Genomic DNA, 14,042 nt, shown 5'->3' with positions numbered 1-14,042 from the left:
GGCAAAAAAAGACCGGCTCAAAGGCCGGTCGAGGGGGAAGAAATCGTTGTCAGCGGCAGACGCGGGCAATGGCCGCCGCCAGGTGGTCGAGGCGCTCACCGTCGAGTCCGGCGATGTTCGCGCGGCCGCTGCTCACCAGGTAGATGCTGTGCTCCTCGCGCAGGATGCGTACCTGCTCCGCCTGCAGGCCGGTGTAGGAGAACATGCCGCGCTGGATGGCGATGTGCGCGAAACGATCCGCCAGCCCGTGGGGGCGCAAGGCTTCCACCAGGCCGACACGCAGCTCGGCGATGCGGCCGCGCATGCCGTCCAGTTCGTCCAGCCAGAGGTTCTTCAGTTCCGGGTCGCCGAGAATGGTGGCGACCACTTCCGCGCCATGGGCCGGGGGGGTGGACCAGAGGTTGCGGGCAAACAGCGCCAGCTGGCTGCGGATGTCGGTGAGCTTGTCGGTGTTTTCGGCGCAGACGATCAGCGCGCCGACGCGGTCGCGGTAGAGGCCGAAGTTCTTCGAACAGGAACTGGTGATCAGCACTTCCGGCAGGCTCTGGGCGAGCAGGCGCACGGAGTAGGCGTCCTCTTCCAGCCCGTCGCCCAGGCCCTGGTAGGCGAAGTCCAGCAGCGGCAGCAGTTCGCGCCGACGGACGATCTCCAGTACGCGCTGCCATTGCCCGTGATCCAGGTCGAAACCGGTGGGGTTGTGGCAGCAGGCATGCAGCAGCACCACGTCGCCCTGGGGGATTTTCTCCAGCATGGCGAACATGGCTTCGGCGTCGAGGCGGTTGTCCGCGCCGACGTAGGGGTAGTGCTTGATCGGCACGCCAGCGGCGGCGAACAGCGTCTCGTGGATCGGCCAGGTCGGGTCGCTCAGCCAGATGCTCTTGCCCGGCAGGCAGTGCGCGATGAACTCCGCCGCCAGACGCAGGGCACCGGTGCCGCCGGGCGTCTGGGTGGCATCGGCGCGCGAATCGGCCAGCAGCGGCGAGGTGACGCCCAGCACCAGCTCGCACAGGCGCGCGGCGAACAGGGCATCACCGTGGCTGCCGACGTAGCTCTTGGTGGTTTCGCTATCCACCAGGCGCTGTTCGGCGAGCTTCACCGCGCGCGGGATCGGGGTGAGGCCCTGGGCGTCCTTGTAGACGCCCACGCCAAGGTCGAGCCGCGCGGGGTTGGGATCCGCCCGGTAGGCTTCGAGCAGGCCCAGGATCGGGTCGCCCGGTACGCGGGTGACCTTGGCGAAATGGTTCATTTGCGTCCCTCTGCTGTCGCGGCCAGCTCGTCGGTGCGCGCGGCCATGATGAAGTCGTTGCGGTGCAGGCCCTTCAGTTCGTGGCTCCACCAGGTGACGGTGACCTTGCCCCACTGGGTCAGCAGGTCGGGGTGGTGGCCTTCTTCCTCGGCGATGGCGCCCACCGCGTTGGTGAAGGCCAGGGCGTGCCTGAAGTTCTTGAACAGGAAGACCCGCTCCAGTTCCATGTGATCGTCGCGGACCTCGATGTTCCAGTCCGGGATCTGCTTGATCAGCACCGCCAGCTCTTCGTCGGACACCTTCGGGGCGTCGGCGCGGCAGGCTTCACAATGGGCTTGGGTGAGTGCGGTCATGAAAGGTTCTCCTTGTCTTGGGGTGGCATAGGAGTGCGCTCGCGAACCATCTTAGGCTCGCGAGCACGTCTCATCCTAGGCACAGATGGGATCGATTGCAGCGGATCAGGCGGCCTGTTTCGGCGGAAACTTCGGCGCGTGCAGGCCCAGGTGCATGGCTTCGCGCACCAGCGCCATGATGTCCTCGTGGGCCAGCTCGAACAGCCGCTTGAGTTCGGGAAGCACGAAGTACAGGGGCTGCAGGATGTCGATGCGGTATGGCGTACGCATGCATTCCAGCGGGCTGAAGGCCTGGTGCTCGGGCTCGCCGGAGAGGCTGTAGACCGTCTCCCTGGGCGAGGAGAGGATGCCGCCGCCGTAGATGCGCAGGCCCTGCGAGGTATCCAGCAGGCCGAACTCGATGGTCATCCAGTAGAGGCGGGCGAGGTACACGCGCTCTTCCTTGCTGGCGGCCAGGCCGAGCTTGCCGTAGGTGTGGGTGAATTCGGCGAACCAGGGATTGGTGAGCAGCGGGCAGTGGCCGAATATCTCGTGGAAGATGTCCGGCTCCTGCAGGTAGTCCAGCTCTTCCGGGGTGCGGATGAAGGTGGCGACGGGGAATTGCTGGCTGGCCAGCAGCTCAAAGAAGGTCTGGAACGGGATCAGCGCCGGCACCCGCGCCACGCGCCAGCCGGTGGCGGCCTGGAGCACCTGGTTGACCTCGCCCAGTTGCGGGATGCGCTCATGGGGCAGGCCGAGCTGCTCGATGCCGTCCAGGTATTCCTGACAAGCGCGGCCCTCGATCACTTTCAGCTGGCGGGTGATCAGGGTATTCCAGACCTGATGTTCGGTTTCCGGGTAGTGGATGAAACCGTCTTCGTCAGGTTGGCGGGCCACGTACTGCGTTGTCTTCATGGAGCCTCCGGCGTCGAGCTGCCTGTTCTTGTGATGACTCACAAATAGCGCGATGCGTGCCGGCGAACAGCCCCCCTGGCACAGTACTGGCAGGCGCTGCGTACGGTAATCCGTAAAGAAATGATTACGCTTGGTGGCGCAGGCATCCGGCCATGGCTTGAAGATGCGGTGATCTGTCACATATTCTTGACGGTAATTTCCGGCCGCCTTGCGAAAATCCGTGCCGGATTGCCCACCACAACGACAACCACGGGCCCGCCATGCGTATCAAAGTGCACTGCCAGAACCGCGTCGGCATCCTGCGCGACATCCTCAACCTGCTGGTCGATTACGGCATCAACGTCAACCGTGGCGAAGTCGGCGGCGAGCAGGGCAACGCCATCTACCTGCTCTGCCCGAACCTCATCAACCTGCAGTTCCAGTCGCTCAAGCCCAAGCTTGAAGCGGTGCCTGGCGTGTTCGGCGTCAAGCGCGTCGGCCTGATGCCCAGCGAACGCCGTCACCTGGAGCTGAACGCGCTGCTGGCAGCGCTGGAGTTCCCGGTGCTGTCCATCGACATGGCCGGGCAGATCGTCGCGGGCAACCGCGCCGCCGCTCAGTTGCTGGGTGTGCGTGTCGACGAAGTGCCGGGCATCCCGCTGTCGCGCTACGTCGAGGACCTCGACCTGCCCGAACTGGTGCGGGCCAACAAGGCCCGCATCAACGGCCTGCGGGTGAAGGTGAAGGGCGATGTGTTCCTCGCCGACATCGCGCCGTTGCAGACCGAACACGACGAAAGCGAAGCACTGGCTGGCGCCGTGCTCACATTGCACCGCGCCGACCGCGTCGGCGAGCGCATCTACAACGTGCGTCGCCTGGAGCTGCGTGGCTTCGACAGCATCTTCCAGAGTTCTCGGGTGATGGCCGCGGTGGTGCGCGAGGCACGCCGCATGGCGCCGCTCGACGCGCCGTTGCTGATCGAAGGAGAGACCGGCACAGGCAAGGAACTGCTGGCCCGCGCCTGCCACCTCGCCAGCCCGCGCGGGCAGTCGCCATTCATGGCGCTGAACTGCGCCGGCCTGCCCGAATCCATGGCCGAGACCGAACTGTTCGGCTACGGCCCCGGTGCCTTCGAGGGCGCGCGCCCGGAAGGCAAGCTCGGCCTGCTGGAGCTGACCGCCGGCGGTACGCTGTTCCTCGATGGCGTCGGTGAGATGAGCCCGCGCCTGCAGGCCAAGCTGCTGCGCTTCCTGCAGGATGGCTGCTTCCGCCGCGTGGGCAGCGACGAGGAGGTGTACCTGGACGTGCGGGTGATCTGCGCGACCCAGGTGGACCTGTCCGAGCTCTGCACCAAGGGCGAGTTTCGCCAAGACCTGTATCACCGGCTCAACGTGCTGTCGCTGCACATTCCGCCGCTGCGCGAATGCCTGGACGGCCTGGAGCCGCTGGTGGAGCACTTTCTCGACCAGGCCAGCCGGCAGATCGGCTGCTCGCTGCCCAAACTGTCTGCGCAGGCGCTGGACCGCCTCGGCCGCTACCACTGGCCGGGCAACGTGCGGCAGCTGGAGAACGCGCTGTTCCAGGCGGTCTCGTTGTGCGAAGGCGGCACCATCCGTCCCGAGCACATCCGCCTGCCGGACTATGGCGCGCCGCACCCACTGGGGGACTTCTCCCTGGAAGGCGGGCTCGACGCCATCGTCGGCCGGTTCGAGCGGGCCGTGCTGGAGCGGCTCTACCGCGAGCACCCGAGCAGCCGGCAGTTGGGCAAGCGGCTCGGGGTGTCGCACACCACCATCGCCAACAAGCTGCGGATGCATGGGCTGGGACAGAACGACGAGGCGTGACCATGCCTGTTTGTAGGGGCTGCATGGGGGGCTTTCCGGTAGCTGAGGATTGCGCCGCAGACAAGACCCGCTCCCGTGTTGGCAGGTTGACCCGCAGGAGCCCGCGATCCGCCGGCGGGGCCGAAGCCAGCCAGTCACCAGGTCTTCGGTCGATACCCCTTCATGCAGGCGTGCACTTCATCGTCGATCACGTTGCCGGGCTTGATGCAGTCGGACAGCCTGCGGGGCTTGTCGCTGTAGGGCGAGGTGGCGGGCGTCGTCTGCATGCCGTCAGGAGTCGTACCCAGACGAATCTGCAGCAGCACCCAGCGCTCGTGCAGCCAGAGCTGGCTGGCCGGATTGCGCCACAGGGCAGTGCCGGCGGCGAGGAGGAGCAGGGGGATGAGAAACCATAGCAGCGGCTTCACCAGCATCCGCCAGTTGCGCTTCGGGTCTTCGGGTGGCTTCTGCTTGTTCTGCCGCCTGACCTGCTCCCAGTAGTAGTCGCGATCACGGTCGCTCATCGGTGTACTTCCGCCGGTTGGATGGGGGAAGAGTACCGGCTGGCGCAGCCTCCGGCGAGGCGCGATCAGTGGTCCTTGTGACGGGCTTCGCGCACCACCATATTGGTCTGCATGACTGCTCCTCGAACCTCCTCCCGCGCCAGGCGCGCCGATGTGCTGTCCGCCTTCCACCCGGCGGTGGCCGGCTGGTTCCGTGCGCACTTCGCGGCACCGACGCAGGCGCAGGTCGAGGCGTGGCCGGCAATCCAGGCAGGCGAATCGACCCTGGTGGCGGCGCCCACCGGTTCGGGCAAGACGCTCACGGCCTTCCTCTCGGCCATCGATGCGCTGGTCCGCGAGGGGTTGGCGAACGGCGGTACGCTGCCCGATCGCACCTCGGTGATCTACGTTTCGCCGCTCAAGGCGCTGTCCAACGACATCCGCATCAACCTCGAGGAGCCTCTGGCCGGCATCCGCTCGGCGCTGCTGGAAATGGGCTTGCCGGAGGTGGATATCCGCACCGCGGTGCGCACCGGCGACACCACCTCCAGCGAGCGCGAGGCCATGCGCCGGCAGGTGCCGCACATTCTGGTCACCACACCCGAATCGCTCTACGTGCTGCTCGGCTCGGACTCTGGCCGCGCCATGCTCGCGGGGGGGCGCAGCGTTATAGTCGATGAAATCCACGCGCTGGCCGCGAGCAAGCGTGGCAGCCACCTGGCGCTGTCACTGGAGCGGTTGCAGGCGTTGTGCGAAGCGCCGCTGGTGCGCATCGGCCTGTCCGCCACGCAGAAGCCCATCGAGGCAGTGGCGGGTTTTCTTGTCGGGCGTCACCAGGGCTGCCGCATCGTCGACATCGGCTACAGCCGCGAGCGCGACCTGAACCTGGAAGTGCCCGCAGCGCCGCTGGAGGCGGTGATGTCCCACGATGTCTGGGACAAGGTCTACGACCGCCTCGCCGAACTGGCCAGCGAGCACCGCACCACGCTGGTTTTCGTCAATACCCGACGGCTGTCCGAGCGCATCACCCGGCACCTGGCCGAGCGCATCGGCGCCGGCTGGGTGGCGGCGCATCACGGCAGCCTGTCCAAGGAACTTCGCCTGGGCGCCGAACGGCGGCTCAAGGCCGGGCAACTGAAGGTGCTGGTGGCCACCGCGTCGCTGGAGCTGGGCATCGACATCGGCGACGTCGGGCTGGTCTGCCAGATCGGCTCGCCGCGTTCTATCGCCGCCTTCCTGCAGCGGGTCGGCCGATCCGGCCACAGTGTCGGTGGTACGCCCAAGGGAAGGTTGTTCCCGACTTCGCGGGATGACCTGATCGAATGCGTGGCATTGCTCGACAGCGTGCGGCAGAACGAGCTGGACGCCCTGAGCATTCCCCACGCTCCGCTGGACGTGCTGGCTCAGCAGATAGTCGCCGAAGTGGCCTGCCAGGAATGGCGCGAGGACTCGCTGTTCGAGCTATTTACCGCGGCGCAGCCCTACGCCGAGCTGAGCCGCGAACACTTCGACGCCATGCTGCGCACCCTCGCCGAGGGCTACACCAGCCGCAACGGTCAGCGCGGCGCTTACCTGCACCGTGATGCCGTACACCAGCGCCTGCGTGGCCGGCGCGGAGCCAAGCTCACCGCCGTAACCTCCGGCGGCACCATCCCCGATACCGGCGACTACGCCGTGCTGTTGGAGCCACAGGGCCTCAGCGTGGGTACGGTGAACGAGGATTTCGCGGTGGAGAGCCTCGCTGGCGATGTGTTCCAGCTGGGCAATATCTCCTACCGCATCCTGCGTGTGGAGCCGGGCCGCGTGCGCGTCGAAGACGCCCAGGGCCAGCCGCCGAACATTCCCTTCTGGCTCGGCGAGGCGCCGGGGCGCACCGACGAGCTGTCCACCAGCGTCGCGCGCCTGCGCGGGCAACTGGACGAACTGCTCGCCCAGGGCGAGAGCGACGCTGAGCCGCTGGCACGGGCTATCGACTGGCTGCAGGGGCTGCTTGGCCTGAACGACGCGGCGGCGCGGCAGCTGGTGGAGTACCTGGCCCGCGCACGCCACGCCCTCGGCGCGCTGCCGACGCAGAAGACGCTGATCCTCGAGCGCTTCTTCGACGAATCCGGCGGCATGCAGCTGGTCATCCATTCGCCTTACGGCAGCCGTATCAACCGCGCCTGGGGCCTGGCACTGCGCAAGCGCTTCTGCCGCACCTTCAACTTCGAGCTGCAGGCTGCGGCCACGGAAGACGCGATCATTCTCTCGCTGTCCACCAGCCACAGCTTCCCGCTGGACGAAGTGTGGCGCTACCTGCACTCCAACAGCGGCGAACACGTGCTGATCCAGGCGCTGCTCGACGCACCGCTGTTCGGTGTGCGCTGGCGCTGGAACGCCACCACCGCGCTGGCCTTGCCGCGCTACAGCGGCGGGCGGAAAGTCGCCCCGCAGTTGCAGCGCATGCGCAGCGAGGACCTGCTGGCCTCGGTGTTCCCCGACCAGGTGGCCTGCCTGGAGAACATCGTCGGCGAGCGCGAGATTCCCAATCATCCGCTGGTGGCTCAGACCCTGGACGACTGCCTGCACGAAGCGATGGACTGCGAAGGCTGGCTCGATCTGTTGCGACGCATGGAAAGTGGTGCGGTGACCCTGCTCGCGCGCGACCTGCCGGCGCCCTCGCCGCTGGCGGCAGAGGTGCTGTCCGCCAGCCCGTACTCCTTCCTTGACGACGCGCCGCTGGAAGAGCGCCGCACCCAGGCCGTGCGGAGCCGCCGCTGGACCGACCCGGAAAGCGCCGACGACCTCGGCGCGCTGGATGCCGATGCCATCGACGCGGTACGCGCCGAGGCCTGGCCCGAAGCCCGCGACGCTGACGAAATGCACGAGGCGCTGACCGGTCTGGGTGGCATCCGCGAAAGCGAGGCGCAGGCCAACGAGGGCTGGCCATTCCTGCTCAAGTCACTGGCCAAAGCGGGGAGGGCGACGCGCCTGGAGCTGTCCGTGGGCGCCGTCTGGGTGGCGGCGGAACGGCTCAGCCAATGGCTTGCGCTGCATCCTCAGGTCTCGATGAAGCCCTCGCTCGATCTGCCCGCGGAGCTGCGTGAACCCTTGTCAGTGGACGAAGCGCAGGTCGAACTGGTGCGGGCGCGCCTGACCGGCTTCGGCCCGCGCCTGCTGCGCGAGCTGGCGGATGACCTGGGGATTCCCTCCGGCGATACCGGCTTCGCCCTGGCCAGCCTGGAACGCGAGGGCTACGTGCTGCGCGGTCGCTTCACGCCGGGCGCGAGCGAGGAGGAGTGGTGCGAACGCCACTTGCTCGCGCGCATCCATCGCTACACGGTCAAGCGCCTGCGCCGGGAGATCGAACCGGTGGCGCGGGCGGATTTCATGCGCTTCCTGTTCGACTGGCAGCGGGTGTCCGCTGGATCGCGGGTGCGCGGCGCGGAATCCCTGGCCGGCGTGCTCAGCCAGCTGGAAGGCTTCCAGGCCGCCGCCAGTGCCTGGGAGAGCGACATCCTGCCCAGCCGCGTGGCCGACTACGGGATCAACTGGCTGGATGACCTGTGCCGCGCCGGCCGCATCGTCTGGGCGCGCCTGCCGGGCCGAACGGCCGCGAAAAGCCGCGGCGGCCCGCTGAAGAGCACGCCCATCGTGCTGCTGCCCCGCGCACAGATGGCGCAGTGGAGCGCGTTGAGCGCGGGGCAGGCGGGTGCCGAGCTGTCCGCCAAGGCCAGCAAGGTGCTGGAGGTGCTCAAGGAGCACGGCGCGTCCTTCTTCGAGGAGCTGGCCAGCGACAGCCACCTGCTGCGCACCGAGCTGGAAACCGTGCTGGGTGAACTGGTGGCGGCCGGGCGGGTGAATGCCGACAGCTTCGCCGGTCTGCGCGCCCTGCTGATGCCGGCGGCTCGGCGGCACCCGCAGCGTCGTTCGCGCACGCCACTGTTCGGCATGGCCGATGCCGGGCGCTGGGCGCTGCTGCGTCGCGCCACGCTGGAACCAGGAGAGCGGTTGCCGGCGGAAGTGCTGGAACATGTCGCCATGACCTTGCTGCGCCGCTACGGCGTGGTCTGCTGGCGCCTGCTCGACCGCGAAGCCGACTGGCTGCCGCCATGGCGCGACCTGCTGCGGGTCTACCACCGCCTGGAAGCGCGCGGGGAAATCCGCGGCGGGCGCTTCGTCGCCGGGCTGACCGGCGAGCAGTTCGCCTTGCCCGAGGCCGTCGGCCTGCTGCGTGAAGTGCGTCGCCGGGAAGCAAGCGGCGAATGGGTGGTGGTGTCGGCGGTCGACCCGCTGAACCTGGCTGGCACCCTGCTGCCGGGGCGCAAGGTGCCGGCAGTGAGCGGCAACCGCGTGCTCTATCGCGACGGCGTGCCGGTGGGCGCGCTGATCGCCGGCGAGGTGGAGCTGCTCGCGGAGCTACAACCGGATGACCAGGCCCGCGCGCGGGAACTGCTGATCCGCCGGTAAGCCGGGCGCGGCTGACGTACACTCAGCGGCACGGAAGTTTCTCCCTGCGAGGCTATGATGTCTTCCCGCGAGTCCCCGAGCCTGCCTGACCTGTTGCGCCAGTGGTGGTTCCTGCCATTGCTGGCCCTCGCGCTGTGCCTGCGCCTGTATCAGCTGACCGGCTCGGCCATCTGGGGCGACGAAAGCTCCAGCCTGTTCCTCGCCCGCTATTCGCCTTTGCAACTCTGGCAGCACGCTGCCCACGACGTGCACCCGCCGCTGTACTTCTACCTGCTGCATCTGTGGACCGGGCTGCTGGGCGAGGGCGTGTTGTCGCTGCGCCTGTTCAGTGCGCTGTTCGGCACGCTCGCGGTGTTCCTCGGCGGCTGGCTGGCCTGGCGCCTCGCCAGTCGCCGCGCGGCATTGCTCGCTGTCGTGTTGCTGGCGCTGCTGCCCACGGCGGTGCGCTACAGCCAGGAAGTGCGCATGTATTCGCTGCTCGGTTGTTGGCTGCTGGCGGCGACCCTGGCCTTGCTCTACTGGCTGGAGGAGGGCAAGCGCCGCCATCTGCTGGCTTACGTCCTGCTGATGACGGCGGCGTTCTACACCCACTACTTCAGCCTGTTCGGCCTGCTGGTGCATTGGGCCTGGCTGGCGTCGCTGCCGAACACTCCCCTGCGTCGCCGCGACTGGTGGCTGGCCAACCTGGCCATCGCCGTGCTGTTCCTGCCCTGGTTGCCCGGCTTGCTGGACCTGGTTCGCCACATGGCGGTGCTGGTCGCTGGCGGAGACGTGGGCTGGGCGCCGCCGGTGGATGGCCGTTCCGTCCCGTCGATGCTCTGGCAATGGCTGGCGCAGTCCGATGGCAACGAACTGGCGTGGCCCCTGCTGGTGGGCGTGCCGTTGCTGGTGGTGGGGGCGATGTTGCTGGTGCTGCATCACGATCGCAGCCGCCAGCGCGCCGGCGTGTTGCTCTCGCTCTACGTCGGCCTGCCGCTGCTGGGGCTGTATGGCGTGTCCTTCGTTTCGCCGGTGTTTGTCGAGCGCTACCTGACGGCCTTCGCGCTGGGTCTGCCACTGCTGTTCGCGCTGGCGCTGGACCGCCTGCTGGAGGCGCGGCGGGCGCTGGGAGTGGTGACCCTGGCGACGTTGCTCGGCCTGCAGGGCCTGGGGCTGGCGCGCGCCTACGAGACGGACCCGGACGAGCAGTTCGACGGCATGGTCGCTTACGTCAACGCCCATTACCGTGCCGGCGACCGGGTGGTGGTGGACGATATCCTCTGGTACCTGGCGTTCCGTTACTACAACCGCACCGGCAGCGAACCGCTGCTGTACACCGCGCCGGCTGCGGATGGTTCGTCCGGGCGGCCGGGGCACTATGGCTTCGGTTCGCTGATCGATGACCGCCAGCACAGCTTCGTCGACCGCCTGGCCGACCTGCCGCCAGGCGATGGTCGCGTGTGGCTGGTGATGAGTCGCTACAACGACCAGGAGATTCCCGACGTGCCCGCCAGCTGGCGACGCATCGCCCAGCACGCCGGCGGGGAAGTGCAGGCGCTGCTGTTCGAACGCGCGTCGCTGCGAAACGCCGCGCGCTGATCGCTCAGTGGCTCAGAAGCGGATGCGCCCGGTGAAGGCGTCCTTGAGCATCACCCAGTCGCCCATCAGCGACCACAGCGGGTACTTGAAGGTGGCCGGGCGGTTCTTCTCGAACACGAAGTGGCCGACCCAGGCGAAGCCGTAGCCGGCCAGCGGCATGGCCAGCAACCACAGCCAGTGCCCGCTGACGATGGCGTAGGCGAGGATCGACAGCACCAGCAGGCTGCCCACGTAGTGCAGGCGGCGGCACACGGCGTTGCTGTGTTCCTGCAGGTAGTACGGGTAGAACTCGGCGAAGCTCTGGAATCGATCGGCGGTCTGGGTGCTCATGGTGCACCTCCTGTTGTTGTGATGGCGCCAGTGTAGGCTGGTGCCTTCAGACTTGCGGATGACATAGGGGGCCAGTTTAGTATCCCCCTGTGCCGCCGGCTTATCCGGCCGTTCGGCGCGGATCACCACCATAACCAGAAGAAATTGCATGCCTGAGCGTACGACCCTGTCGAGCTGGGTGCGGGGGATCGTCCAGTCGCTGGAGCTGGAAGGCCTCGACTGCCGCGCGCTGTTCACTGAACTGCAGCTGGATTTCGCCGCCCTCGATGACCCCGATGCGCGCTTCCCGCAGGACGCCATGAGCCGTCTGTGGAACCGCGCCGTGGAGTTGTCCGGCAACCCGGCCATCGGCCTGAACATTGCCCGCGTGCACACGCCGGCGTTCCCCGTGGTGGGTTATGCGCTGATGTCCAGCCGCAACCTGGGCGAGGGCTTCGAGCGCCTGGAGCGCTACCAGCGGATCATCGCCGAGGGCGCCGACCTGACCTTCCGCCGCCTGCCCGAGGGCTGCCTGTATCGCATCGTGGTCCACGGTGATCTCCTGCCTGTGCCGCGGCAGAGCGCGGAGTGCTCGCTGGCGAGCCTGATCGCGATGTTGCGCTGGATCACCGGGCGGGCGATCAAGCCACTGGAGGTGCGCCTGGCGGGCGAGGCGCCGCCGCATATCGAACCCTACCGCGAGCTGTTCCAGGCACCGTTGAGCTTCGGCCATGCGGACTGCGCGATGCTGTTCTCCCATGAGGACATGAGCGCGCCGCTGCCCACGGCCAACGAGGAGCTGGCGCGCCTGCACGACCGTTTCGCCGGGGAATACCTGGCGCGCTTCGTCAGCAGCCGCTTCAGCCATCAGACGCGCCAGGTGTTGTGCCGCCTGCTGCCCCAGGGCGAGCCCAAGCGCGAAAGCGTGGCCCAGGCGCTGAACCTGTCCGAGCGCACCCTGCAGCGCCGCCTGCAGGAAGAGGGCACCAGCTACCAGCAACTGCTCGACGACACTCGCCGCGAACTGGCCCAGCAGTACCTCGCCACGCCGCGCATGACGCTGCTGGAGATCGCCTACCTGCTGGGGTTCTCGGAGCCGAGCAATTTCTTCCGCGCCTTCCGCCGCTGGTTCGGCAAGACGCCAGGGGAGTACCGCGAGGACTTGTGAGTCGTTGTGTAGAAGCGCCGTGTGCCGGCGTTCCCGGTATATCGATCTGTAGGATGGGTGGAGCGCAGCGATACCCATGCTGTCGGTGCGCGGATTCGATGGGTATCGCTGCGCTCCACGCCATCCTACGGCCTGTTCATTCGGCCCATTAAGCGGCTGTTGGAGCGATCAGTGGCGCCAGAACGCCGGGGTGAACAGCACCAGCACGGTGATGATCTCCAGGCGCCCGAGCAGCATGCCGCCGCAGAGCAGCCACTTGGCTGCGTCCGGCAGCGAGGCGAAGTTGCCCGATGGCCCGATGATCGGGCCCATGCCCGGACCGACGCCGGCTACGGTGCTGGCCGCGCCGGTAAGCGAGGTCATCCAGTCCAGGCCGAGGAACGACAGGCCCAGCGCCAGGCCGCCGACGGTGGCGCCGAAGAAGAACGAGAAGGTCAGGATCGAACGCACGATCTCTTCGTCCAGGCGGTGCCCGTTGTAGCTCTGCTTGATCACCGCGCGCGGGTGGATCAGCTGGTACAGGCTGGCGCGCAACAGGGTGTAGGCCACCTGGAAGCGGAAGATCTTGATGCCGCCGGCGGTGGAGCCGGAGCAGCCGCCGATGAAGCCCAGGTAGAAGAACAGCATGATCGAGAAGTGCCCCCACAGACCGTAGTCGCCCAGGGCGAAGCCGGTGGTAGTCATCACCGAGGTTACGTTCACCGCGACGATACGGAAGGCGTCGAACCAGGGCAGGCCCGAGTTCACCGAATACCAGGTGCCCATCACCAGCCAGGTGAAAACCAGCAGGCCGAGGAACCCGTGAACCTGATGATCACGCAGCAGCGCCCTGCGGTTGCCGCGCAGGGTGGCGACGTAGAGCACGAAGGGGATGCTGCCCAGGATCATCACCATCACCGCGACCCAGTGCACCGCTGGCTGGTGCCACTTGGCCAGGGACTGGTCGGAGGTGGAGAAGCCGCCAGTGGAGATTGCCGACATCGCGTGGTTGAGCGAGTCGAACAGGCCCATGCCGGCCCACCAGAAGGCCAGGGTGCCGGCGATGGTGATGGCCACGTAGACCCCGACTATGTACTTGGCCACCATGTGCGAGCGCGGCATGACCTTGTCGGAGCGGTCCGAGGATTCGGTCTGGAACAGGCGCATGCCACCGATGCGCAGCATCGGCAGGATCGCCACCGCCATCGCGATGAAGCCGATGCCGCCCAGCCAGTGCAGCAGCGAGCGCCAGATGAGGATGCCCGGGGACATCTTGTCCAGCCCCGACAGCACGGTCGACCCGGTGGCAGTGATGCCCGACATGCTCTCGAATATCGCGTCGGTGAAGCTGATGTGCCGCGCGAACATGAACGGCAGGGACGAGAAGAAGCAGACGATCACCCAGCTCGACACGGTGAGCATGTACATGTCCCGCGGGCGCATGTGTACCTGCTCCGGGCGGCCGGGAATGACCATGCCCAGTCCGCAGGTGAAGGTGATGATCGCCGACCAGATGAACGGGTGCAGCTCGTTGGCACGGCCGTAATACAGCAGCGTGGCCATGGGGACCAGCATGGCGACCGCCAGCGTGATCACGAAGATGCCGATGATGAATCCGAGGGTGCGTAGTGTCGGCAGGGCCATGCGCTGAGGTCTGAATCCAATAGGAATCGGCCATTTTACCTGCCGCCTGCCGAGAGTAAACCGCGTGACGCCGTTCCTCTTTACAAGTTGGGCGGAGAAGGAGCGCGCCGTCTTTCC

10 protein-coding genes are annotated in these 14,042 nt (G+C 67.3%); 4 read left to right on the top strand and 6 right to left on the bottom strand.

What is annotated here, in order from left to right:
- Positions 1–49: 49 nt before the first annotated feature.
- The 3 genes from IB256_RS21775 to phhA all read right to left on the bottom strand — a co-directional run bounded on the left by IB256_RS21775 (position 50) and on the right by phhA (position 2,493).
- On the bottom strand, positions 50–1,246 hold the full coding sequence (locus IB256_RS21775; RefSeq protein WP_192404046.1) for an amino acid aminotransferase: 1,197 nt from the start codon (positions 1,244–1,246) through the stop codon (positions 50–52).
- Entirely contained in the window at positions 1,243–1,599 is a 357-nt protein-coding gene (locus IB256_RS21770) for a 4a-hydroxytetrahydrobiopterin dehydratase (protein WP_081518008.1), read from the bottom strand. Before IB256_RS21770 ends, IB256_RS21775 begins: the two co-directional genes overlap by 4 nt.
- 105 nt (positions 1,600–1,704) lie before the next feature.
- Entirely contained in the window at positions 1,705–2,493 is a 789-nt protein-coding gene (gene phhA / locus IB256_RS21765; RefSeq protein ID WP_192289209.1) for a phenylalanine 4-monooxygenase, read from the bottom strand.
- 260 nt (positions 2,494–2,753) lie between these two features.
- Between phhA and IB256_RS21760 the strand changes: the two genes are divergently transcribed.
- The gene (locus IB256_RS21760; protein WP_192289207.1) at positions 2,754–4,316 is read left to right on the top strand and encodes a sigma-54-dependent transcriptional regulator; all 1,563 of its coding nucleotides are present in this window, start codon (positions 2,754–2,756) and stop codon (positions 4,314–4,316) included.
- Positions 4,317–4,450: 134 nt separating this feature from the next.
- Here IB256_RS21760 and IB256_RS21755 read toward each other — a convergent pair whose 3' ends face one another.
- A complete protein-coding gene (locus IB256_RS21755; RefSeq protein WP_192289205.1) occupies positions 4,451–4,819 on the bottom strand; it encodes a hypothetical protein in 369 nt (122 codons plus the stop codon).
- Positions 4,820–4,930: 111 nt separating this feature from the next.
- Between IB256_RS21755 and IB256_RS21750 the strand changes: the two genes are divergently transcribed.
- Both IB256_RS21750 and IB256_RS21745 read left to right on the top strand, forming a co-directional pair.
- The gene (locus IB256_RS21750) at positions 4,931–9,247 is read left to right on the top strand and encodes a DEAD/DEAH box helicase (RefSeq protein ID WP_192404045.1); all 4,317 of its coding nucleotides are present in this window, start codon (positions 4,931–4,933) and stop codon (positions 9,245–9,247) included.
- 57 nt (positions 9,248–9,304) lie between these two features.
- Entirely contained in the window at positions 9,305–10,825 is a 1,521-nt protein-coding gene (locus IB256_RS21745) for a glycosyltransferase family 39 protein (RefSeq protein WP_192289201.1), read from the top strand.
- 12 nt (positions 10,826–10,837) lie between these two features.
- Here the strand turns inward: IB256_RS21745 and IB256_RS21740 are convergent, their stop codons facing one another.
- Positions 10,838–11,155, bottom strand: a complete 318-nt coding sequence (locus IB256_RS21740; RefSeq protein WP_045210136.1) for an Mpo1-like protein — start codon at positions 11,153–11,155, stop codon at positions 10,838–10,840.
- Between the two features lie 148 nt (positions 11,156–11,303).
- Between IB256_RS21740 and IB256_RS21735 the strand changes: the two genes are divergently transcribed.
- Complete coding sequence (locus IB256_RS21735; RefSeq protein ID WP_192289199.1) at positions 11,304–12,302, top strand: AraC family transcriptional regulator; 999 nt, start codon at positions 11,304–11,306, stop codon at positions 12,300–12,302.
- A gap of 168 nt (positions 12,303–12,470) precedes the next feature.
- On the opposite strand, the gene IB256_RS21730 is transcribed toward IB256_RS21735, so the two are convergent.
- Positions 12,471–13,925 carry a TrkH family potassium uptake protein gene (locus IB256_RS21730; protein WP_192289197.1) on the bottom strand — a complete coding sequence of 485 codons (1,455 nt, stop codon included), beginning with the start codon at positions 13,923–13,925 and terminating at the stop codon, positions 12,471–12,473.
- Positions 13,926–14,042: the final 117 nt, after the last annotated feature.

The sequence above is a fragment of the Pseudomonas sp. PDM17 genome (assembly GCF_014851985.1).
Lineage (GTDB): Bacteria > Pseudomonadota > Gammaproteobacteria > Pseudomonadales > Pseudomonadaceae > Pseudomonas.
Note: the sequence above shows the minus strand (reverse complement) of the source record. Positions and strands in the feature narration are given on the sequence as shown.

Bases quoted from the DNA above. Each gene is read 5' to 3' on its own strand.
- IB256_RS21775 (WP_192404046.1), bottom strand. From the start codon at position 1,246: ATGAACCATTTCGCCAAGGTCACCCGCGTACCGGGCGACCCGATCCTG.
- IB256_RS21770 (WP_081518008.1), bottom strand. From the start codon at position 1,599: ATGACCGCACTCACCCAAGCCCATTGTGAAGCCTGCCGCGCCGACGCC.
- phhA (WP_192289209.1), bottom strand. From the start codon at position 2,493: ATGAAGACAACGCAGTACGTGGCCCGCCAACCTGACGAAGACGGTTTC.
- IB256_RS21760 (WP_192289207.1), top strand. From the start codon at position 2,754: ATGCGTATCAAAGTGCACTGCCAGAACCGCGTCGGCATCCTGCGCGAC.
- IB256_RS21755 (WP_192289205.1), bottom strand. From the start codon at position 4,819: ATGAGCGACCGTGATCGCGACTACTACTGGGAGCAGGTCAGGCGGCAG.
- IB256_RS21750 (WP_192404045.1), top strand. From the start codon at position 4,931: ATGACTGCTCCTCGAACCTCCTCCCGCGCCAGGCGCGCCGATGTGCTG.
- IB256_RS21745 (WP_192289201.1), top strand. From the start codon at position 9,305: ATGTCTTCCCGCGAGTCCCCGAGCCTGCCTGACCTGTTGCGCCAGTGG.
- IB256_RS21740 (WP_045210136.1), bottom strand. From the start codon at position 11,155: ATGAGCACCCAGACCGCCGATCGATTCCAGAGCTTCGCCGAGTTCTAC.
- IB256_RS21735 (WP_192289199.1), top strand. From the start codon at position 11,304: ATGCCTGAGCGTACGACCCTGTCGAGCTGGGTGCGGGGGATCGTCCAG.
- IB256_RS21730 (WP_192289197.1), bottom strand. From the start codon at position 13,925: ATGGCCCTGCCGACACTACGCACCCTCGGATTCATCATCGGCATCTTC.